Raw genomic sequence first — 17,806 nt, 5'->3', positions numbered from 1 at the left:
AATTGATCACGCATAGTAGGCCGTCTTTTCCGTTGCCGGTTCCATGGAGCCGGACAAATACTGCAAAAAGCCAGGGGCGTGGATACCCCAGGCTCAGTCATGTCAATCAACTATGGAGGCACTGTGAAGGCATTGCAAGGCGAAGACGGACATGTGGAGTGGGTCGAGGCCGAGCGCCCGGCCCTGGATGCCGGCCAGGTACGCATCCGCGTGGCTGCGGCGGGCCTGAACCGGGCCGATCTGTTGCAGATGAAGGGCCTTTATCCGCCACCACCCGGTGCCAGCCCGTACATGGGCCTGGAATGCGCCGGGGTAGTGGAAGAAGTGGGGCCAGGCGCCGACTGGCGGGTAGGCGACCGGGTGTGCGCGCTGCTGGCCAGCGGGGCCATGGCCGAGGAAGTGGTGGTCGATGCCCGCCATGTGCTGCCGGTCCCCGAGGGCCTGAGCCTGCACGAGGCAGCAGCGCTGCCCGAGGTCTACGCCACCGCGTGGTTGAACATTTTCCAGCTCGGTGCGGTGAAGGCCGGCGAGAAGGTACTGGTACACGCCGGTGCCAGCGGTGTCGGCTCCGCAGCCATTCAGTTGTGCAAGGCGTTCGGCAACCCGGTGTACGTCAGCGTTGGCTCGCAGGACCGCCTGGCGTACTGCCAGGCCCTGGGCGCGACGGGCGGAGTGGTGCGCAACGAAAACCTGGAAGCGCTGGAGGGCATGGGCCCGTTCGACGTGATTCTCGACCCGGTGGGTGCCAGTTACGGGCAGCTCAACCTCAAGTTGCTGGCACGCGATGGGCGCTGGGTGATCATCGGCCTGATGGGCGGGCGCATGGTTGAACTGGACCTGGCGCAGGTGCTGGGCAAGCGCCTGGAAATCACCGGTTCCACCTTGCGCAACCGTGATGACGGGTTCAAGGCCGAGCTGCTGCGTGAGCTGCAGCAGCAGGTGTGGCCGCTGTTCACCGAAAAGCGCTTGTCGCCACAGCTGGTGGACACCTACCCCGTCGAATTCGCCCAGGCAGCGTATGCCGAGCTTGAGAGCAATCAGGTGTCGGGCAAGCTGGTGATGGTGATCGACGCTAGCCTGGCGTGAGATTGCCGGGGCTGCCTTGCAGCCCATCGCAACACAAGGCCGCTCCTACCGTAGGAGCGGCCTTGTGTCGCGAAAGGGGCGCAAAGCGCCCCCATGGCCCTCAAGACCAGCTCAGTATCGGCCAGCCATTCTTCTCGGCATGCTCGCGCAACACCGCATCCGGGTTCACCACATGCGGATGATCCACCTTCAGCAACAACGGCAGGTCGTTGCGCGAATCGGAATAGAAGCTCGCCCCCTCCAGGTTCTCCTGCTCCTGGTCCAGCCACTCCAGTAAGCGGGTGATCTTGCCCTCACGGTAAGTCAGCACCCCATGAGTCCTCCCGGTATACACCCCGTTCACAGCCTCCAGCTCGATTGCCAGGTACTCGTCCACCCCTAACCGCGCCGCAATCGGCCCGACCAGGTGAGTGCCCGAGGCGGAAATGATCAGGATGCGGTCGCCACGCTTGCGATGCTCGGCGATGCAGCGGCAGGCATCACCGAAAATGATCGGCTCGATGACATCCTCCACCCATGGTTCCACCAGGTGCTCGACCTCTTCCAGCGTACGCCCGGCAATCGGCTCCAGGCTGAAGGCCATGTACTCTTCCATCTGCAGGTGGCCTTTGCCGTAGGCCTCCATCAGGGCATGGTCGCGGCGCAGGAACTCCTTGCCGTCGACCCAGCCCAGCCGCGCCATTTGCTCGCTCCACAGCGACGCGCAGTCGCCATGGATCAGGGTTTCGTCCAGATCGAAAATTGCCAGTGCCATGCGTTGAATCTCCTTAGGCCACTTCCCGTAGCGCCGTGGGGTCGATCGACAAGGATACCCGCTGGCCGTCCGCGTGCAGGTCGGCCGATGAGCGATTGAGCACATCCACCACCAGCTCCACGTCACGAACCCGTACCCGGTAGCGGATCACATTGCCCAGCAGGCTGTGGCTGCGCACTTCGCCGTCCAGTTCGCCATCGCGGCTCAAGGTGATCGACTCGGGGCGAATCGCCAGGCGGCTGGCCACCGGGCGTTGCAGCAGGCGGCTGGCACTGTCCGGGTCGAGCAGGTTGTAGTTGCCGATGAAGCCGGCGGCAAACAGGTCCACCGGGGCCGTGTACAGGGTTTCGGCGTCGCCGCTCTGCACGATGCGCCCCTGGTTCATCAGGAAGATGCGATCAGACATCGTCAGCGCTTCTTCCTGGTCATGGGTAACGAAGATGGTGGTCAGCCCCAGTTCGCGCTGGATGGCGCGGATCTGCTCGCGCAGGTGCTTGCGAATACGCGCATCCAGCGCCGACAGCGGCTCGTCGAGCAGCAGCAGGCGTGGCCGGGTGACCAGCGAGCGGGCCAGGGCCACTCGCTGGCACTGGCCACCGGACAGCTGGTGCGGGTAGCGCCCGGCAAAACTGCCCAGTTCCACCAGTTCCAGCGCCTCGCGCACACGTACCTGAGTGTCACTGGCCTTGACCTTCTGCATGCGCAGGCCAAAGGCGACATTCTGTTCCACGGTCATGTTGGGGAACAGCGCATAGCTTTGGAACACCATGCCGATACCGCGCTTTTGCGGGCTCAGCGGCACGATGTCCTGGCCGTCGAGCAGGATCTGCCCGCCGTCCACCGGGGTCAGCCCGGCGATGCAGCGCAGCAGGGTGGACTTGCCGCAGCCGGAGGGGCCGAGCAAGGTGACGAATTCGCCGCGCTCGATCTGGCAGTCGATATTTTCGAACACGGGGGTGCCGGCATAGCGTTTGTGCAGTTTCTGTACGCTGACGAAGCTCATGTCAGGTCTTGTCCTTGTTCAGGCGGTTGGCGACCCAGGTCAGTACCAGCACGAAGGCGAAGTACGAGATCACCAGCGCGCTGTTGAAGTGGCCGCTGCTGTTGCGCATGTTGTTCAGGTACACCTGCAGGGTCTCGTAGCGCGTGCCGACCAGCAGGTTGGCGAACACGAATTCGCCGAACAGGAACGAGAACGACAGCAGCAGCGCCACCATCAGGCCTTTGCGCAGGTTGGGCAGCACCACCAGGAACGCCGCCTGCCAGGTGCTGGCGCCGAGCAGTTGGGCGGCGTCCATCAGGTCGCGCAGGTTGATCGCCTGCAAGTTGTTGGTGATCGCCCGGTACATGAACGGCAGGGCGATGGTGAAGTAGCAGCCGATCAGGATCCACGGCGTGCCGACCATGGCCATCGGCCCGCTGCCGTACAGCTGCAGCAGGCCCACCGAGGACACCACCGGCGGTACCGCGAACGGCAGCAGGATGAGGATATTCATCAGTGCGTCGAGCTTGGGGAAGTGGTAGTGCACCACGAACAGCAGCGGCAGGATCAGCACCACCGACAGCAGCAGTGCGCCCACGCACACCAGCAGCGACTGGCCGAAGGCCGCGAGAAAGCGCGGCTCGCCCCACAGCGCCACGTACCACTTGAGGGTCAGGCCGCTGGGCAGCAGGCTGGCTGACCAGCTGGTGGCCAGCGAGTAGAGCAGGGTGCCGGCCAGTGGTAGCAGCAGAATGAGAAACAGCAGGTACACCACAGCGCGGTGGTAGAGGCTGCCGGCGCTGGGCCTGGTTGAGCGGTTAGCGTGCATGGTAGCTCCGTTTCAGCAGCCATTGATGGACGACCGTGACCACCGTCATCAAGCCCACCAGCACCATGGCCAGCGCGCTGGCCAGGTTGGGGTCCAGGCTGATGTCACCGGCCACCAGGCCGGCGATGCGGATTGGCAGCACGTTGAAGTTGCCGGTGGTCAGCGCATACACCGTGGCATACGCGCCCAGGGCATTGGCCAGCAGAATGACGAAGGTACCGAGCAGGGCCGGGGTCAGCACTGGCAGGCCGATGTGCCGCCAGTATTGCCAGTGGCTGGCGCCCAGCAACGCGGCCGATTCGTGCCAGTCTTCGCGCAGGGCATCGAAGGCCGGGTAGAGCAGCAATACGCCCAGGGGGATCTGGAAGTAGGTGTAGACCAGGATCAGGCCGCTTTTGGAGTAGATGCTGAAGTCTTCCAGCAGGCCAACCTGCTTGAGCAGCAGGGTCAGCGCCCCGTTGAAACCAAGCAGGATGATGAACGCGAAGGCCAGCGGCACGCCGGCGAAATTGCTGGTCATGTTGGCGAAAGCGCTGACGAAGTCGCGCAGGCGCGAATCCACCTGGCGCAGCGAGTAAGCACCGAGGGTGGCGATGATGATGCCGAACAGGCTCGACCAGAAGCTGATTTCCAGGCTGCGTTGCAGTGCCTGCAGGTAGAACTTCGAGGCGAACACCTTGCTGAAGTTGGCCAGCCCCCAGCCCGCTTCCGACTGCACGCTGTTGATGGCCACCCAGGCCAGCGGGGCGATCTGGAAGATGACGAAGAACACAGCGAACGGCAGCAGGCAGAGCAGGGCCAGGTAGCGCCCGCGGGCGCCGGCATTCACTTGAGCAGCTCCCGGCAGACGGTCTTGTCGTGGGCAACGCCCAGCAACTCGCAGATGGTGCCACACAGCTCGGTTTGCAGCGGCTTGGCGGCCGGGTCGAGGCTGAAGGCGTCGCCAAACACGAACAGCGGCACTTCACGCTCTTCGGCCAGCAGGCCGTTGTGCGAGCGGTCGTTGTTCATGCCGTGGTCGGCGGTGACCAGTACCTGGTAGCCCTCTTCGAGCCAGTGCGGCAGGTAGTCGGCCAAGAGGATGTCGGCGCTGCGCGCAGCGTTGCGGTACTGGCTGCTGTCCAGGCCGTGGCGGTGGCCGGTGTCGTCGATGCTCATCGGGTGCACCAGCAAAAAGTTCGGCGCATGGCGGCGGCGCAGGTACTCGGCGTCGGCCAGCAGGTGTGAGTCGGGGTAGCGGTCGTCCCAATAGAACAGGCCATGCTGGATCGGCAGCTTCGGCGCGTGGGTATGGCGGTCGCGCTGCGGGTCGAAGGGCGAGCGGTTGTACAGCTCGCTCATCCAGTGATAAGCCGCCGCCGCAGTGCCCAGGTTGGCCTCGCGGGCGTAGTGGAACACGCTGCGCTGGTTGGACAGGCGGTTGACGTTGTTGTGCACGATGCCGCTGTCGATCGGCGCCACGCCGGTGAGGATGCACTCGTACAGCGGCCGGGACAGCGACGGCAGCTCGCATTCCACGCGGTACAGCGCGGCACGGTCGGCTTCGACGTAAGCGTGCAGGTGGCCCATGGCGTGATGGGCCACCTGGTGGTTGAGGCCGTCGAGCAGGACCAGGATGACATTGTGTTGCATGGTGGCTCCCTGTGGAGCTGCAAGCTTCAAGCTACAAGCTGCAAGAACGAGCCGGCATGTCGATCACCTGCTTGCACTTGTAGCTTGCAGCTTGCAGCTTGAAGCTTCTTCATTCCATCTCGATGATGACTTGCTCCTGCCACATCTGCGGCAGCTTTTTCGAGGTCGCTTCCCACACTTCGGGTTTCTTGATCGGCTGCGCAGCGCCGTACTGCTCGTTAGGCAGCAGCTTGGCCTGCACGTCCGCGGGCAGTTTCAGGTGCTCGGCGCGGATCGGCCGGGCATGCCCCTTGGCCAGGTTGATCTGCCCGGCATCGCTGAAGATGTACTCACGCGCAAGCTTGGCTGCATTAGGGTTTTTGGCGTACTTGTTGATGATGGTGGTGTAGCCGGAGATGACCGACCCGTCCGAGGGGATCAGCACTTCGAAGCGTTTCGGGTCGATCTGGTCGCGGTAGCTCAGGCCGTTGAAGTCCCACACCACGCCCACTTCGACCTCGCCTTTCTCCAGGGTCTGTATGGTCGGGTTGGCCAGCGACAGGCGCTTCTGCTGGGCCAGCTTGGTGAACAGCTGAAGGCCCGGGGCGACGTTGCTCTCATCGCCCTTGTAGGCGATGGCTGCGGCCAGCACGCCGTTGGCGGCCTGGGCGGCAGTACTGACATCGCCGATGGCGACCTTGTACTTGCCTTTTTCCAGGTCGTGCCAGGTTTTAGGGCGTTCTTCTTCCTTCACCAGGTCCTTGTTGATGATGAAGGCGATGGTGCCGGTATAGGCCAGCGCCCAGTGACCATCCTTGTCCTTGGCCCAGCCCGGTACCTGGTCCCAGGTGCTCGGTTTGTACGGCTGGCTCACGCCCTTGGCCACGGCAATCGGGCCGAAGGCGGCACCGACGTCACCGATATCGGCGCTGGCGTTGTCCTTCTCGGCATCGAACTTGGCGATTTCCTGGGCCGAGCTCATGTCGGTGTCGGTGTGCTTGAGGCCGTACTTGCTGGCCAGGTCTTCCCAGGTGCCTTTCCAGTTGGCCCAGGCATCGGGCATGCCCACGCTGTTGATCGTGCCCTCCTTGCGGGCAGCGTCTTCCAGGGCCTTGAGGTCGGTGCCGGCGGCCATGGCCGAGGTACACAGGGCCATGGCCGAGCCGAGCAGTGACGCCATGAACAACTTTTTCATCCGAAGCTCCTTTGGGTGGGTGCCTTGCGCGATCGTTGTTATGAGTGAAGCCTTGCTTGGCTAACCTTTGGTCTAGGTCAGCAAACCTTGCGCCAAGGTAGGCCGGTTGCGTGACAATTTGATGTAAGGGAAGGGTTGAACCAGGTGCTGCCGCCTCCTGCGAATACAGCGTAGACCAGATCGCAAGCCCCGATTCATAAGGCTTGGCCCGAATCTGGCAGTGCTCTGATGAAGTGTGTACAGCTGCTTTGTCACAGCATGTTCATCAGCCCTGCCTAGGCTTGCACTATTCTCCAAGTGCCCTGTTCTGGGGCTGGACTAGTCCAGATAGGTAACCCTTGATGCAGTCGACGCCACCGCGTGCGGTAACAGCCATCTGCCATGCCTTGCAGGAGCAGATCGAGCACGGCCTGCTGGCGCCGGGCGGCAAGCTGCCGGCCGAGCGCAAACTCAGCGAGGTGTTCGATACCACGCGTATCACCCTGCGCGAGGCCTTGGTGCAGCTGGAAGCCCAAGGGCTGATCTACCGCGAAGAGCGGCGCGGCTGGTTCGTCGCCCCCGAGCGGCTGACCTACGACCTGATCGAGCGTAGCCACTTTCACGCGATGGTGCGGGACCAGGGGCGGGTGGCCAGTACCGAACTGCTTTCGGCCCGGTTGCAGCCGGCATCGGCGGCCATTTGCGCGCGTCTGCACCTGCCGGCGCTATCCAGCGTGATACGCATCTGCCGGTTGCGGCGTATCGATGGGCGGGCGGTGCTGTATGCCGAGCATTACCTCAACCCGCGTTACTTCCCCGACATCCTCGAACATGACCTGGCGCAGTCGCTGACCGAGATTTATGGGCGGGTCTACGGCATCCGCTACGGGCAGGTGTGCTTTGAAATCCTGCCCACGGCGTTACCCGTGGCTGCGGCCGCAGCCTTGAAGGTATCCACCGGCAGCCCGGGGCTGCATATCACCCGGGTCAACAGTGACCAGCATGGGCACCTGATCGACTGTGACCTTGAGTATTGGCGCCATGATGCGATCCGCATCCGCGCCCAGGCCGGATAGCGGCTGCTGGCGACCCTAATCGGTGGTCCCGCCGGCCTCTGCCATCGAGCCGCCACCCGCCGTCACCACCTGTACCGACAAGCGTGGCATCGCCAGGTCCAGCCCGGCTGCATCCAGCTGGCGCTTCAAGGCCAGGTTGAACGCCCGCGACACTTCCCATTGCTTGATGGGTGCGGTCTTGAAGCGTGCCCGCAGAATCGCCGAACCAGACTCGAAACTTTCCACCCCTTGCAGCTCAAGGGGTGACCAGATATTGCGGCGCATCAGTGGATCGTTGCGCAGTTTCTGCCCCACTTCGCGGATCAGCGTGATGGCCTGGTCGATGTTCATACTGTGCGGGATGGCCACACGGAAGATCGCATAGCCGAACTCGCGCGAGTAATTCTTGATGCTCTTGATCTCGCTGAACGGGATGGTGTGCACGATGCCATCGATGTCGCGCAGGCGCACGGTGCGGATGGTCAGGCCTTCAACGGTGCCCAGGTGGCCACCCACATCGACATAGTCGTCGATGGCCAGGGAGTCTTCGATGATGATGAACAGGCCCGTGATCAGGTCGGCCACCAGCGACTGCGCGCCAAAACCGATGGCCAGGCCGATCACCCCGGCACCGGCCAGCAGCGGCGTGACGTTCATGCCCATGTTGGCCAGGGCGACGATCAGCGCAATGATGAAAATCACCACGAACATCACGTTGCGGATCAGCGGCATCATGGTTTGCGCGCGGGCGTTGGCCAGGCCCCGGCGTGAACGCACCAGGGCGTGGTGCACGGCCGTGTCGGCCAGTATCCACACCAGCCAGGCGACAATCAGCGTGCCGGCCAGGCCCAGCAGGCGCAGGCTGACTTCATGGCCTTCACCTTCGGCGAAGCTGATCATCGACTGGCCCCAAACGCGCAGCCCCAGCTCGATGAACACCAGCCAGATGAACAGGTGCACCAGCACATAACCGAAGTTGCGCAGGCGCTCTGTGTATACCGCTTGCCGCTTGTTGGCGCGCTTGGGGTTGGCGGCGTGGCGGCGCACCAGGCCATTGAGCACCATGCACACCACCACCAGCACCGTGCACATCAGTGACTGGCGCAGCGCGGTGCTGGTGTCGCCGGCCGACACGAAGGTGGCGAACAGCGAGATCGCCACCAGGATCATCGCCGGTATGTACCAGAAGCTGCCAAGGATTTCGATGGTGTCGCTCAGGGTGCGCCGGGTCAGGCGCCGCGACAGTGGCTGGTTGCGGATCAGGTGGGCGATCGGGCGGCGGAAACGCAGGATGAACAGCCCCGTGCACAGCGCGGCGATCACATTGGCCAGGGTGGCCAAGGCGTGCGCCAGGTGTGTACCAAGGGCGACGGTCAGGCGCGGGTCGCTCATCGCTTCGCCAAAGGCGGCGAAGCTGCCGATCAGCCACAGCGGCCGAAATGCCTGGTGGCGCAGGATGTGCAGCGCGCGGTGGCGGTGCGGGCCGTCGAGCAGCGAGAAGGCGATCACGCAGATGGCCGAAAAGCAGGTGCCTACCACCAGCGCATAGGCCAGCACCATGGCCATGGACTTGCCGAGCGAGGAGGGCAGGGCAAAGCTCAGGTACACCGTGAACACCAGCGCCACCAGCCACGGCCCCAGCTTGCGCAGGGCGAAGCGCACCAGGTCCCAGGTGCGCGGGTGCTGTGGCAACTCCTCGGTCAGGCCGAAGCGCACACGCACCCGGTGGCCGATCCAGTTGAATGCATAGGCCAGCAGGCTCCACACGGCGATGATCGCGGCAAAGCCGAACAGGATCGCCGGCCACTGGTGCACGGGCACCACCAGTTCAGCCAGCTCCGCCTGGGCCTGGTCGATTTCCAGCGCCCACCGCTGGAACGGGCTGGCGTCGCCGCTGAACTGCTTCTCGAAATCATGCAGCGCACCGCCGATCAGGCCCAGCACGCCCTGCTCGACGGTGGGTTGCGACTGCTTGGTGGCATCGCGCAGCTTCTTCAGGTCGGCCAGCAGCTTGGCGCGTTGCTGGTCGTTCTCCAGGTTCTTGATCACCTCGTCCAGCGATTTGCCCAAAGGCTCGGTGGCTTCTGGCTGGGCCGGCGCACTGGAGCCAAGCAGGCCAGGCAGGCCGGCGGCCTGTACCGGGGAGATGAACAGAAACAGCAGCAGGGCAAGGCAACGCAGGAGGGCTGGCACCGGGAAATCTACCTCAGGTCAAACGATTGGCCGAGTGTAGAGGTTTATGTGGGGAGTTTCTCCAGGATCTTCCAGCAGGTGAGGCCGAAGATGCCCAAGGTGCCGATCCACATCATCAGCACACCGACGTCGCGCTCACGCAGGCTGAAGCCGATGGTCAGCAGCATCAGGAAACCGAACACGGGGACGAACAGGGACAGGAAAGGGGACATGACGGGCGATCCTTCTGCACGTGCGGGGGGGATGCTTTAAGCATAGTGGCTAGCTGGCGAAGCGGAATGACTTGTATCACATAATGTTTAATCGGTGGGGTTAAAGGTTCATATTTCCTACGCATCTATCAGACCAGTTTCCTACACAGGAATGCATCCCTTGGCCGATATAAGATTCACCACGGTGTGTGGGGATTTTTAGAAGGTTCGACGATGAGTGCAAAATCAGTACGCAACAGTTTATCGTTGTTGGCGGTGGCAGGGTTGAGCATTACTGCCCATGCCGAGAATAACTTGGCAACGGTGATTGTCGATAATAAAACAAGTGCCGCAGCCAGTTACACCTATGAGCACATGTCAGGTACGTCACAGCCGGTCATGGGTGAAGTGAATGCCCGCCAGAACAGAGTGTTTTTAGTTACAAGCTTTGCTGATTCAATTTCGGGCATGCGCTTTGTGTACGCATCCGGTAGTAAAAAGTGTCGTTTCTCCGTATCGCATACTGCGCCACCACCACGCTATATACCCACCTGGAAAAAGGATGCTGTTTCGATCGGGTCATCGCGCGCAACTTGTACGGTGAAGATGGAAAGGATAGGAACGCAAATGCCTTATCACTACACGGTGAGGTTCACTATTCAATGAACCTCGCGGGGCGCTAGTGAAGGTGCCCCTCGATGAGCACCGAGGAACGCCCATGAAAATTTTCAGCGTTAATGCCACGCCTGTCGTACGCCAGGAAAACGTTCTGCTACCGCCCACAAAGTCGGAGGAGGGTACTGCACAACCAGGGTGCAAGGTGAGTTTGTCTGATGAGGCCCTTAACGACGCCAGAAACAAGGACGAGGTTCGAGCACTTCATGCACGGATCTATGGAACACCGTCGCTCGGGGATCGAATCAGTTATAGCTATCGAACACGGGGAGAAGAAAAATTCAAGAATGAACCGCCTCCAGAAAATTACACGCCTGAACAGGCTGAACGCCACCGGCAAGCCCTGGATTATCTGGTAGGTATCGAAAAGCTCTCAGGGGTGGAGACTCAGTTTGAGGAAAACCCGTTTTGGGGGTTGGACCGCGCTCATCTAGTGGCAATCGAGCAGGATGAAAACAGTTATACCGAAGTGGAACGTTATGCGGCAGCTAGAGCAAAAACAGCATTGGACAATATTTTCTTCACACGTCTCAGCGACCATGCCTATAACACAGGCGACCTAAGACCCGTGTTCAAGGGATATCTTGAGTATCTGGATAACTTGACCGACGTCGAACGCCTCAATTTTCCAGCCGATGAACGTGAACGGGTAGCCGGTCTTTTAGCTCGTGCGCAAAGCGAATCTGGCAGCCTCCCCGAAGGCTTCTCCCTCTGGCAATACATGAACTGGGCCCCTGAAGGCCGCCTCGACCTCGAAGCGCTGCTGAACCCCGCGCCTTAGTCGGCAACGCCCGCCCCCACTGAAGGGGCGGGCACTGCCGGCGGTCAGGGCAGTTCGCGGCTGCGGTAAAACGCGGTCAACACCTTCACCAGGTGCGCCAGATCCTGGCTGCCGCACAGTTCACGTATCGAGTGCATGGCAAAGGTCGGCAGGCCGATATCGACCGTGCGCACGCCCAGGTGGCTGGCAGTGATCGGGCCGATGGTCGAGCCGCAGCCCATGTCGCTGCGCACCACGAAGCTCTGCACCGGCACTTCTTCGGCCATGCACAGGTGGCGGAAGAAGCCGGCAGTTTCGCTGTTGGTAGCGTAGCGCTGGTTGTTGTTGACCTTGATCACCGGCCCGGCGTTGAGCTTGGGCCCGTGGTTGCCGTCATGCTTGTCGGCGTAGTTGGGGTGCACGCCGTGGGCATTGTCGGCCGAGACCATGAGCGAGCGCTGGATGGTGCGCACGTAAGTGTCGCCGTCCGGCAGCAGGCGCTGCAGGGTCTGCTCGAGCATCGGGCCGTCGGCGCCGCAGGCCGAGCAGCTGCCGACTTCTTCGTGGTCGTTGCACACCAGCACGCAGGTTTCGTCACTGTCAGCGGCCAGCAGCGCCTGCAGGCCGGCGTAGCACGACAGCAGGTTGTCCAGGCGCGCCCCGGCGATGAAGTCACCGTTCAGGCCGATCAGTGCGGCGTCTTGGGTGTCGTAGAAGCTCAGCTCGTAGTCCAGCACCACGTCGGCGTTGAGCTGGTGTTCACGGGCAAGCTGCTCGGTGAGCAGGGCGCGGAAGTCGATGCGCTCGTCGCCGGCCACCTGGGCCAGGATTGGTGGCAGTTCGTTCTGCGGGTTGATCTGCCAGCCTTCGTTGGCAGTGCGGTTGAGGTGGATCGCCAGGTTGGGAATGATGGCGATCGGCAGCTTGAAGTCGATCAGCTGGCTTTCGACCTTGCCATCACGCCGGAAGGTCACGCGGCCGGCCAGCGACAGGTCACGGTCGAACCACGGCGCCAGCAGGGCGCCGCCGTACACTTCCACACCCAACTGCAGGAACCCTTGGCGCTGCAGCTCCGGCTGCGGCTTGACCCGCAGGCACGGGCTGTCGGTGTGCGCACCGACCATGCGAATGCCACCCAGCAGCGGCGCTTGCTTGCCCAGGTTGATGGCGATGATCGAAGAATCGTTGCGGGTGACGTAATAGCGGCCGCCAGGCACCGTGGCCCAACTGTCACGCTCGTCCAGGCGCTGGTAGCCGGCCGCTTCGAGGCGCAGGGCCAGGCTGGCGGTGGCGTGGAAGGGCGTAGGGGAGGCCTTGAGAAAATCGATCAGGCCGGTGTTCAGTGCTTCGCGCATAACTCACTCCAATTCGAGCTTCAAGCCGCAAGCTGCAAGCTTCAAGCAAGAGCAGGCCGCGGAGCAAGCTGCAACGCGATCTGTTCTGGCTTTTCTTGCAGCTTGTCGCTTGAAGCTTGCAGCTTAAAAAGGTGCAGGGCACTCGAACTTCAGCCGCTCACCGGAAACCGGGTGGGTGAAGCTCAACATGGCCGCATGCAGGCACAACCGCTCATGTGCCGCCAGCGCCTCGGGGTTGGCATACAAACGGTCACCGAGCAGCGGGTGCCCGATCGACAGCATGTGCACGCGCAACTGGTGCGAACGGCCGGTGATCGGCGTCAGCTCCACCCGGCAGTGGTCGCCGCAACGCTCGAGGATGCGCCAGAAGGTCAGGGCGTGTTTGCCTTGCTCATGGTCCACCACATGGCGGGGCTTGGTGGGCGGGTCGTAGCGCAGGGGCAAATCGATGCTGCCGCTGTCCAGCGCCGGTTGGCCCCAGCACAGTGCGGTGTAGGCCTTCTCGGTCTCGCGGTCGTGGAACTGGCGCGACAGCTCGCGGTGGCTGTCGGCATCGCGGGCCAGCAGGATGATGCCGGAGGTTTCCCAGTCCAGGCGGTGGACGATCAGCGCATCCGGGTAGCCGTTTTCCTGCAGGCGGGTGATCAGGCAGTCCTTGTTGTCATCGGCGCGGCCTGGCACCGACAGCAGCAGGGTCGGCTTGTTGACCACCAGGATGGCGGCGTCTTCATGAAGGATCTGGACGTTCGACAGCGGCATTGCGGGTTCTCGGTCAAATCGGGGAAAACCATTGGGGCCGCGTTGCGGCCCGTTCGCGACACAAGGCCGCTCTCTGTAGGAGCGGCCTTGTGTCGCGAACGGGCTGCAAAGCAGCCCCAATGATCAAGCCCGTTCGCTGTATCAGCGATCGGGCAAGGTGATGTTCAGCTCCAGAATCGAGCAACTGCCCTGGTTTTCCAGTTCGATGTGCACATCATCGCTGCCGATGTTCACATACTTGCGGATCACCTCGAGCAGCTCTTTTTGCAGGGCCGGCAGGTAGTCCGGTTCGCTGCGCTGGCCGCGCTCATGCGCCACGATGATCTGTAGACGCTCTTTCGCCACCGACGCACTGGTCTGTTTCTGTCTGCCACGAAAGAAGTCAAAAAGGTTCATGGTTTATTTGCTCCCGAAAATGCGCTCGAAGAATCCCTTCTTCTGTACATCGATGAAGCGCATCGGCTTCTCTTTGCCCAGCAGGCGGTCGACCGCGTCGCTGTAGGCCTGGCCAGCATCGCTCTGATCATCGAGAATGACCGGGATACCTTGGTTGGACGCCTTGAGTACCGCCTGCGACTCCGGGATCACACCCTTGAGCTTGATCGACAGGATCTCTTCCACGTCGGCCACGCTCAGCATTTCGCCCTTGACGACACGCTCGGGGTGGTAACGGGTGATCAGCAGGTGCTCCTTGATCGGCTCTTCGCCGTTTTCAGAGCGGCGCGACTTGCTCGACAGGATGCCCAGCATACGGTCGGAGTCACGTACCGAAGACACTTCAGGGTTGGTCACGACGATGGCTTCGTCGGCGAAGTACATGGCCAGGTGCGCGCCTTTCTCGATACCCGCCGGCGAGTCGCAGATGACGTACTCGAACTGTGCTTTGAGGTCCATCAGTACCTTTTCGACGCCTTCCTGGGTCAGTGCGTCCTTGTCGCGGGTCTGGCTGGCGGCAAGTACGTACAGGTTCTCAAGGCGCTTGTCCTTGATCAGGGCCTGCTGCAGGTTGGCTTCGCCGTTGACCACGTTGACGAAGTCGTAAACCACGCGGCGCTCGCAGCCCATGATCAGGTCGAGGTTACGCAGGCCCACGTCGAAGTCGACGATGACCGTCTTGTGGCCGCGCAGTGCGAGGCCGGTGCCGATGGCGGCGCTGGTGGTGGTCTTGCCCACACCCCCCTTGCCGGAAGTAACGACGAGAATCTTGGCCAAGGTGTTTCACCCCTAAATAAGTCGGGACAGGCGTCCCAGCAAAATGCAAAAAAACGGCAACAGGTAAAAAAGTTGCTCTAAAAATGACGGCAAGTATCCGTTAAAGACGGGTGATGTTCAACACGTCACCGGACAGGCTGACTTGCACGCCGCCGCCCCACAGCGGGTCGCGGCGCAGGTCCTCGCAGACCTTGTACTGGCCAGCGATGGAGACCATTTCGGCGGTCATCTGCTGGCAGAAGATACGGGCCTTGGTGTTGCCTTTGATGCCGGCCAGGGCGCGGCCGCGCATGGCGCCGTACACATGGATGTTGCCATCGGCCAGAAGTTCCGCACCCGGGCTCACAGAGCCTGTGACCACCAGGTCGCCACCCTGAGCATAGATCTGCTGGCCGCCACGTACAGGCGAAGTGATGATCCGGGTCGGGCGGATTTCCGGCTCTGCAGCGGGCGCCGGCGCCGGCTCGGGCTTTTTCACTTCCGGCTCCGGCTCCAGCGGCCGCTCACGGGCGCCGGAGGGCGGCAATACCGGCAGGTCGATGGCGATCGCGGCAGCGATGTCCTCGATGCGGTTTGCACGGATCGCCAGGGTTCGCAAGCCGTGGTGACGGCAGATGCGCATCAGCCCGGGCAGGTCGATCGCCCCTTCGTCGGCCGGCAGCTTGTCCAGCGCCAGCACCAACGGTGTGTTGCTGAAAAAATTGGGGGCTTGGGCCACTTTCGCCGCCAGCTGGCGGTCGAGGGCTTCAAGGTCGTTGCGCCCCAGCTCCAGCACAGTGATGGCGAGCATGCTGCCCTTGAGCTGGAACACGGAGGCGGTGTCGGGTGTGTGGTTTGGGCTCATGGTCTGCATAGACGGCTTGTTGCGGAAAAAGTGCCCTGACTTATAACGATAAGACCGGTTGGCCGCAACCGGCGCCGATCCGATGTAGAATGCTCGGCCTTTGACTTACCGGAAGCTTCAATGGAACGCCCGCGTTTTCGTCCCTATTTCCTTCACCCCAGGTTCTGGGGCCTGTGGCTGGGCCTAGGCCTGCTGTGGCTGGTGGTGCAGTTGCCCTACCGCGCCCTGTTGTGGCTTGGCGCTGCCCTGGGCGCGCTGATGTACCGGGTGGCCGGTGAGCGCCGACGCATCGCTGCACGCAACCTGGAACTGTGTTTCCCCCAGATGTCCGTCGACGAACGGCGCCGTTTGTTGAAGGCGAATTTCGCCTCCACCGGCATCGCCTTCTTCGAAATGGCCATGAGCTGGTGGTGGCCCAAGGCCAGGCTGGCGCGCCTGGCGCACATCGAGGGCCTCGAGCACCTGCAAGCCGCGCAGCAGGCCGGGCAGGGCGCGATCCTCATGGCCGTGCATTTCACCACCCTGGAGATCGGCGCCGCGTTGCTGGGCCAGGTGCACACCATCGACGGCATGTACCGCGAGCATGGCAACCCGTTGTTCGACTTCATCCAGCGCAGCGGCCGTGAGCGCCACAACCTCGATTCGCTTGCGGTGGAGCGTGAAGACGTGCGCGGCATGCTCAAGCTGCTACGTGCCGGCCGCGCTATCTGGTATGCGCCCGACCAGGACTACGGCGCCAAGCAGAGCCTGTTCGTGCCGTTGTTCGGCATCCAGGCGGCGACGGTTACCGCCACCACCAAGTTCGCCCGCTTGGGCAAGGCGCAGGTCATTCCCTTCACCCAGAAGCGCCTGGAGGATGGCAGTGGCTATCGCCTGGTGATCCACCCGCCGCTGGAAGGCTTCCCCGGTGAAAGCGAAGAGGCCGATTGCCTGCGCATCAACCAGTGGATCGAAGGCGTGTTGCGCGAGTGCCCGGAGCAATACCTGTGGGCGCACCGGCGCTTCAAGTCGCGGCCTGAAGGTGCGCCGCGGCTGTATGACAAGAAAAAGCGCTGATCATGTGGGCGCCGGCCTGCCGGCGATGAGGCCAGCACTGGCGGTAAGAGATCCAGGGAGCAAGACATGGCCCCACCCCCGACTACCGGCCTGATCCTCTCTGGCGGCGGCGCCCGCGCCGCCTACCAGGTCGGCGTTCTGGCCGGCATCGCCGAGCTGCTGCCTGCCGGCGCAGCCAACCCCTTCCCGGTGATCGTCGGTACCTCGGCCGGCGCCATCAATGCCGTGACCCTGGCCAGTGGCGCAATGCGCTTCAGCGAGGCAGTGCAAAGGCTCACCGCCTTCTGGCAGAACCTGGGCAGCCACCTGGTGTTGCGCAGCGACTGGCCCGGTGTAATCCGCCAGGCCAGCCGCTTTGTCGGCCACAACCTGCTGGGGCTGGGTGGCCAGGCACCGGTTGCCCTGCTCGACAGCAGCCCGCTGCGTGGCCTGTTGCAGTCGCACATCGACCTCGATGGCATTACCCATGCCCTGGCCAGCGAGCAGCTGCGCGCGGTGGCGGTAACCGCATTCGGCTACGAGTCTGGCCAGGCGGTGACCTTCTACCAAGGCCGCGGCACCATCGACGCCTGGCTGCGCCACCGCCGGCTCGGTGTGCCCACGCCCTTGACCGTTGACCACCTGCTGGCCAGCTCGGCCATCCCGCTGCTGTTCGCCCCGGTGCGGCTCGGCGATGAGTACTACGGCGACGGCGCGGTGCGCCAGTCGGCGCCGATCAGCCCGGCCCTGCACCTGGGTGCCAGCCGCGTGCTGGTGGTCGGCGTCAGCGGCAACCCGCAGCGGCCAGCGCCGCCGCTGCCGACCCAGCGCGTGTTCAGTGGCCATCAGCCAAGCCTGGCGCAGATCGCTGGGCACATGCTCAACAGCACGTTCATCGACAGCCTGGAAGGCGATATCGAGCTGTTGCAGCGTTTGAACCACCTCAGCCGCCTGCTGCCGGCCCACCTGGATGCGCGACGCCTGGGCCTGGCGCCGATCGAGGTGCTGGTGGTGGCGCCCAGCCAGCCGCTGGACGAAATTGCCGCACGGCATCGGCGCGAGCTGCCGGCAGCGCTGCGCTTGTTCCTGCGCGGGCCGGGGGCGACGCGGACCAGCGGGGCGGGGGTGTTGAGCTACTTGCTGTTCGAAGCCAGCTATTGCAGCGAGCTGATCGAGCTGGGGCGGCGGGATGCGCTGGCCAAGCGGCGGGAGCTGGAGCAGTTTCTGGGGGTGTAATCGAACCTACGCGGCGCGTAGGAGCGGCCTCGTGTCGCGAAAGGGCCGCAAAGCG

The 17,806-nt window shown here is 63.0% G+C and carries 19 protein-coding genes; 6 read left to right on the top strand and 13 right to left on the bottom strand.

All coding sequences use genetic code 11. From position 1 onward, the window contains the following. Window positions 1-123 precede the first annotated feature (123 nt). Window positions 124-1,086 (top strand): NAD(P)H-quinone oxidoreductase, encoded by a 963-nt coding sequence (locus ACMGGN_RS15520; RefSeq protein WP_204920134.1) that lies wholly within the window; start codon window positions 124-126, stop codon window positions 1,084-1,086. 100 nt (window positions 1,087-1,186) lie between these two features. Here ACMGGN_RS15520 and ACMGGN_RS15515 read toward each other — a convergent pair whose 3' ends face one another. The 6 genes from ACMGGN_RS15515 to ACMGGN_RS15490 all read right to left on the bottom strand — a co-directional run bounded on the left by ACMGGN_RS15515 (window position 1,187) and on the right by ACMGGN_RS15490 (window position 6,457). Then, window positions 1,187-1,840 (bottom strand): HAD family hydrolase, encoded by a 654-nt coding sequence (locus ACMGGN_RS15515; protein ID WP_204920136.1) that lies wholly within the window; start codon window positions 1,838-1,840, stop codon window positions 1,187-1,189. Between the two features lie 13 nt (window positions 1,841-1,853). After that, window positions 1,854-2,843 carry an ABC transporter ATP-binding protein gene (locus ACMGGN_RS15510; RefSeq protein WP_039602575.1) on the bottom strand — a complete coding sequence of 330 codons (990 nt, stop codon included), beginning with the start codon at window positions 2,841-2,843 and terminating at the stop codon, window positions 1,854-1,856. A gap of 1 nt (window position 2,844) precedes the next feature. Continuing rightward, on the bottom strand, window positions 2,845-3,651 hold the full coding sequence (locus ACMGGN_RS15505; RefSeq protein ID WP_012313187.1) for an ABC transporter permease: 807 nt from the start codon (window positions 3,649-3,651) through the stop codon (window positions 2,845-2,847). Then, complete coding sequence (locus ACMGGN_RS15500; protein ID WP_414156087.1) at window positions 3,641-4,480, bottom strand: ABC transporter permease; 840 nt, start codon at window positions 4,478-4,480, stop codon at window positions 3,641-3,643. The genes ACMGGN_RS15505 and ACMGGN_RS15500 overlap by 11 nt, the downstream gene beginning before the upstream one ends. Continuing rightward, complete coding sequence (locus ACMGGN_RS15495; RefSeq protein ID WP_046787413.1) at window positions 4,477-5,283, bottom strand: alkaline phosphatase family protein; 807 nt, start codon at window positions 5,281-5,283, stop codon at window positions 4,477-4,479. The genes ACMGGN_RS15500 and ACMGGN_RS15495 overlap by 4 nt, the downstream gene beginning before the upstream one ends. Window positions 5,284-5,392: 109 nt before the next feature. Next, on the bottom strand, window positions 5,393-6,457 hold the full coding sequence (locus ACMGGN_RS15490) for an ABC transporter substrate-binding protein (protein WP_046787412.1): 1,065 nt from the start codon (window positions 6,455-6,457) through the stop codon (window positions 5,393-5,395). A 341-nt stretch (window positions 6,458-6,798) separates the two neighbouring features. Here ACMGGN_RS15490 and ACMGGN_RS15485 point away from each other — a divergent pair, with 341 nt between their 5' ends. Continuing rightward, window positions 6,799-7,512, top strand: a complete 714-nt coding sequence (locus tag ACMGGN_RS15485; protein ID WP_046787411.1) for a UTRA domain-containing protein — start codon at window positions 6,799-6,801, stop codon at window positions 7,510-7,512. Window positions 7,513-7,527: 15 nt separating this feature from the next. Here the strand turns inward: ACMGGN_RS15485 and ACMGGN_RS15480 are convergent, their stop codons facing one another. Then, window positions 7,528-9,684 (bottom strand): mechanosensitive ion channel family protein, encoded by a 2,157-nt coding sequence (locus ACMGGN_RS15480; RefSeq protein WP_414156086.1) that lies wholly within the window; start codon window positions 9,682-9,684, stop codon window positions 7,528-7,530. Between the two features lie 44 nt (window positions 9,685-9,728). Further along, a complete protein-coding gene (locus ACMGGN_RS15475) occupies window positions 9,729-9,896 on the bottom strand; it encodes a hypothetical protein (RefSeq protein WP_012313193.1) in 168 nt (55 codons plus the stop codon). Window positions 9,897-10,109: 213 nt separating this feature from the next. Between ACMGGN_RS15475 and ACMGGN_RS15470 the strand changes: the two genes are divergently transcribed. Next, window positions 10,110-10,541 carry a hypothetical protein gene (locus ACMGGN_RS15470; RefSeq protein WP_148708292.1) on the top strand — a complete coding sequence of 144 codons (432 nt, stop codon included), beginning with the start codon at window positions 10,110-10,112 and terminating at the stop codon, window positions 10,539-10,541. 52 nt (window positions 10,542-10,593) lie between these two features. Further along, a complete protein-coding gene (locus tag ACMGGN_RS15465; protein ID WP_115272954.1) occupies window positions 10,594-11,331 on the top strand; it encodes a hypothetical protein in 738 nt (245 codons plus the stop codon). A 44-nt stretch (window positions 11,332-11,375) separates the two neighbouring features. On the opposite strand, the gene ACMGGN_RS15460 is transcribed toward ACMGGN_RS15465, so the two are convergent. The 5 genes from ACMGGN_RS15460 to minC all read right to left on the bottom strand — a co-directional run bounded on the left by ACMGGN_RS15460 (window position 11,376) and on the right by minC (window position 15,489). After that, window positions 11,376-12,665, bottom strand: a complete 1,290-nt coding sequence (locus ACMGGN_RS15460; RefSeq protein ID WP_039603106.1) for a M18 family aminopeptidase — start codon at window positions 12,663-12,665, stop codon at window positions 11,376-11,378. 123 nt (window positions 12,666-12,788) lie between these two features. Continuing rightward, a complete protein-coding gene (locus tag ACMGGN_RS15455; RefSeq protein WP_012313196.1) occupies window positions 12,789-13,424 on the bottom strand; it encodes an RluA family pseudouridine synthase in 636 nt (211 codons plus the stop codon). A gap of 141 nt (window positions 13,425-13,565) precedes the next feature. Then, window positions 13,566-13,820: a cell division topological specificity factor MinE gene (minE, locus tag ACMGGN_RS15450; protein WP_012313197.1), complete on the bottom strand. Its 255-nt coding sequence runs from the start codon at window positions 13,818-13,820 to the stop codon at window positions 13,566-13,568. A gap of 3 nt (window positions 13,821-13,823) precedes the next feature. Then, the gene (gene minD, locus ACMGGN_RS15445; protein WP_115272953.1) at window positions 13,824-14,636 is read right to left on the bottom strand and encodes a septum site-determining protein MinD; all 813 of its coding nucleotides are present in this window, start codon (window positions 14,634-14,636) and stop codon (window positions 13,824-13,826) included. 100 nt (window positions 14,637-14,736) lie between these two features. Further along, entirely contained in the window at window positions 14,737-15,489 is a 753-nt protein-coding gene (gene minC / locus ACMGGN_RS15440; RefSeq protein ID WP_046787408.1) for a septum site-determining protein MinC, read from the bottom strand. Between the two features lie 111 nt (window positions 15,490-15,600). On the opposite strand from minC, the gene ACMGGN_RS15435 reads away from it, so the two are divergent. After that, window positions 15,601-16,536, top strand: coding sequence for a lipid A biosynthesis lauroyl acyltransferase (locus tag ACMGGN_RS15435; protein ID WP_046787407.1), 936 nt, complete (start codon window positions 15,601-15,603; stop codon window positions 16,534-16,536). A 66-nt stretch (window positions 16,537-16,602) separates the two neighbouring features. Next, complete coding sequence (locus ACMGGN_RS15430) at window positions 16,603-17,751, top strand: patatin-like phospholipase family protein (protein ID WP_174142141.1); 1,149 nt, start codon at window positions 16,603-16,605, stop codon at window positions 17,749-17,751. The last annotated feature ends 55 nt before the right edge of the window (window positions 17,752-17,806 follow it).

Origin of the sequence: Pseudomonas sp. BNK-30 (genome assembly GCF_047456185.1) — a bacterium.
GTDB classification, from domain to species: Bacteria; Pseudomonadota; Gammaproteobacteria; order Pseudomonadales; family Pseudomonadaceae; genus Aquipseudomonas; species Aquipseudomonas putida_E.
The sequence above is the reverse complement of the archived record's forward strand: the minus strand, read 5'-3'. Positions and strand labels throughout refer to the sequence as shown.

Coding starts and splice junctions, on each gene's coding strand:
- ACMGGN_RS15515 (WP_204920136.1), bottom strand. CDS start 1,840: ATGGCACTGGCAATTTTCGATCTGGACGAAACCCTGATCCATGGCGAC.
- ACMGGN_RS15510 (WP_039602575.1), bottom strand. CDS start 2,843: ATGAGCTTCGTCAGCGTACAGAAACTGCACAAACGCTATGCCGGCACC.
- ACMGGN_RS15505 (WP_012313187.1), bottom strand. CDS start 3,651: ATGCACGCTAACCGCTCAACCAGGCCCAGCGCCGGCAGCCTCTACCAC.
- ACMGGN_RS15495 (WP_046787413.1), bottom strand. CDS start 5,283: ATGCAACACAATGTCATCCTGGTCCTGCTCGACGGCCTCAACCACCAG.
- ACMGGN_RS15490 (WP_046787412.1), bottom strand. CDS start 6,457: ATGAAAAAGTTGTTCATGGCGTCACTGCTCGGCTCGGCCATGGCCCTG.
- ACMGGN_RS15485 (WP_046787411.1), top strand. CDS start 6,799: ATGCAGTCGACGCCACCGCGTGCGGTAACAGCCATCTGCCATGCCTTG.
- ACMGGN_RS15475 (WP_012313193.1), bottom strand. CDS start 9,896: ATGTCCCCTTTCCTGTCCCTGTTCGTCCCCGTGTTCGGTTTCCTGATG.
- ACMGGN_RS15470 (WP_148708292.1), top strand. CDS start 10,110: ATGAGTGCAAAATCAGTACGCAACAGTTTATCGTTGTTGGCGGTGGCA.
- ACMGGN_RS15465 (WP_115272954.1), top strand. CDS start 10,594: ATGAAAATTTTCAGCGTTAATGCCACGCCTGTCGTACGCCAGGAAAAC.
- ACMGGN_RS15460 (WP_039603106.1), bottom strand. CDS start 12,665: ATGCGCGAAGCACTGAACACCGGCCTGATCGATTTTCTCAAGGCCTCC.
- ACMGGN_RS15455 (WP_012313196.1), bottom strand. CDS start 13,424: ATGCCGCTGTCGAACGTCCAGATCCTTCATGAAGACGCCGCCATCCTG.
- minE (WP_012313197.1), bottom strand. CDS start 13,820: ATGAACCTTTTTGACTTCTTTCGTGGCAGACAGAAACAGACCAGTGCG.
- minC (WP_046787408.1), bottom strand. CDS start 15,489: ATGCAGACCATGAGCCCAAACCACACACCCGACACCGCCTCCGTGTTC.
- ACMGGN_RS15435 (WP_046787407.1), top strand. CDS start 15,601: ATGGAACGCCCGCGTTTTCGTCCCTATTTCCTTCACCCCAGGTTCTGG.
- ACMGGN_RS15430 (WP_174142141.1), top strand. CDS start 16,603: ATGGCCCCACCCCCGACTACCGGCCTGATCCTCTCTGGCGGCGGCGCC.